This window comes from Agriterribacter sp. (assembly GCF_035444585.1).
In the GTDB taxonomy this organism is placed as follows: Bacteria; Bacteroidota; Bacteroidia; order Chitinophagales; family Chitinophagaceae; genus Agriterribacter.
Genome location: NZ_DAOMOZ010000371.1, coordinates 1 through 1,968, shown reverse-complemented (window position 1 = coordinate 1,968; position 1,968 = coordinate 1). Strand labels below are relative to the sequence as shown.

Genomic DNA, 1,968 nt, shown 5'->3' with positions numbered 1-1,968 from the left:
ATTAATTTTAAAAAATCAAAAGTTTTCCCGGAATATTCTTTTTTTTGTACTCCTTTTGAAGACGTTATTTTGAATTTCTATGTTCAGGCAATTACTCTTTATAGGAATCGGAGGCGGTATCGGCAGCATGCTGCGCTATTTGGTGCAATGGTCGGTAAGCAGGCACATTACGATGGTGTTCCCGATGGGAACCTTTATCGTAAACATTACCGGTTGCTTTTTAATAGGACTGTTTTATGCTCTGGCCCTGAAGGAAAATATGCTGAACTTTGAATGGCGCCTGTTTTTGATTACCGGGCTTTGCGGGGGGTACACTACCTTTTCCAGCTTTTCGTATGAAAATATAGAGCTATTGAAAAACGGGCATTATCTCCAGTTCTTATTGTATACGAGTTTAAGTATTTTTGCCGGGTTACTGTGCACTTTAGGGGGAATGGCAGCAGGAAAATAGCTGCTGCAATACTGATCTTATTTTACAGCATACCGTTTAAGCCAACTTAGCTCAGCCGGTAGAGCATTTCATTCGTAATGAAAGGGTCGTCGGTTCGAATCCGATAGTTGGCTCATATCATTAAAACAACAGCGTCTGTTCAGGCTTTGTATTCAATTCCGCTTTATCAAAAAACCAGATGCGGCCGTGAGCACCGTCATACCCTGCGGTAAAATGCTTTTTATCCTGACGGAGACGATCAACAGCAACAGACAGTGGATGATGGTAGCGCTGGATATCCTGTATAGGCGCCTGGTGCAAAATATTGAACTCCGTACCAAAATGCGATATTGCTTTTGCATACAGAGCGGCTACTTTTAAGCTGCTTTCGCTGAAGCCTGCGATCTCAGCAAATATTTCGGGCAAAGGCAATACATATCTGAAAGGCTGAACCTTGCCGGCCGCTTCCTGTTCGCTACGGTTGGCCAACTGTTCCACGCGGTGCGCAACACCAACAGTCAGCAGTTTTTGGCATACAGGGCAGTCTGCACTATGTGCTTCTCCCGCGCCAAATGATACCTTACAATTGCGGTGACCATCATTGAAATACTTGCCGCGCTGCGGATAATATTCCCAGGTTCCGGAAAAACCCTGTTTTGTTTTAAAAGCATTGAACATCGCTTCATAACCCAGGTCTGTATCCAGCAGGTTTACTTCCCTGCCCAGCTTGTGGGCCGAATGGGCATCGGAATTGGAGAGCAGGGTTAACCTGTCCAGTTCTGCATACCGCCGGCACATGAGCGGATCTGCAGAAAGGCTTGTTTCCACAGCAAACAGTTCGTTTGTAACGTCCTTAAAACAATCCTGAAGCGAGGCATGCCCGTTCTTTGAACCCAGCGTTGAAAACCAGGGTGTCCATATATGCGCCGGCACGAAAAAGGCCCGTGGCGCAATATCCAATACTATTTTCAGCAATTCATGCGCCGGTAATAAAAGTGTTGGCCGGCCATCGGATGAAAGATCACCATACCCTGCAAGGGCTTTGTTGATGCTACGGGCAGTTTCAAAATCGGGGGCATATATCAAATGGTGATTTTTATACTGTTTGCCGTTTATTACATATTCACAGCTTACTTCTGTTGACAGGCAGAAATAAATAGTTCTGCCCTGTGGCTTAGCGCCGGGCAGCACGGTTAATTCCGGCTCCTGTCTTAATGTGAAGAAACCGTTCCCGGCAGGCCGCAGCTTTTCTTCCAGCTCTTTTATCCATGCCGGGTGCGTGAAGTCGCCTGTGCTCACCACATCAATGCCTTTTATTAAGGCCCATTGATGCATTGTTTCGAGGCAGAGGAATTTACTGGTAGCGGCGGCATAATGCGAATGTGTATGCAGATCAGCGATAAAAAACATGATCAAAGATACTAAATAAATTAGTATTTTATTAATTGGCAGCCAACTGGGTGTATTCCAAATTTTCGCTTCAAAAAAGGAATACAATAGACTACAAGTCTTATGTTCCTGATAGTGAGTGTTACTTC

General features: G+C 45.0%; 2 protein-coding genes and 1 tRNA gene. 2 read left to right on the top strand and 1 reads right to left on the bottom strand.

Annotated elements, in window-relative coordinates; translation table 11 throughout:
- Positions 1 to 79 precede the first annotated feature (79 nt).
- Both crcB and PLH26_RS21605 read left to right on the top strand, forming a co-directional pair.
- Entirely contained in the window at positions 80 to 451 is a 372-nt protein-coding gene (gene crcB / locus PLH26_RS21610) for a fluoride efflux transporter CrcB (protein WP_324588085.1), read from the top strand.
- Between the two features lie 40 nt (positions 452 to 491).
- A tRNA-Thr gene (locus tag PLH26_RS21605) sits at positions 492 to 564 on the top strand.
- A gap of 7 nt (positions 565 to 571) precedes the next feature.
- On the opposite strand, the gene PLH26_RS21600 is transcribed toward PLH26_RS21605, so the two are convergent.
- Positions 572 to 1,840: an endonuclease Q family protein gene (locus tag PLH26_RS21600; RefSeq protein WP_324588084.1), complete on the bottom strand. Its 1,269-nt coding sequence runs from the start codon at positions 1,838 to 1,840 to the stop codon at positions 572 to 574.
- Positions 1,841 to 1,968 lie beyond the last annotated feature (128 nt).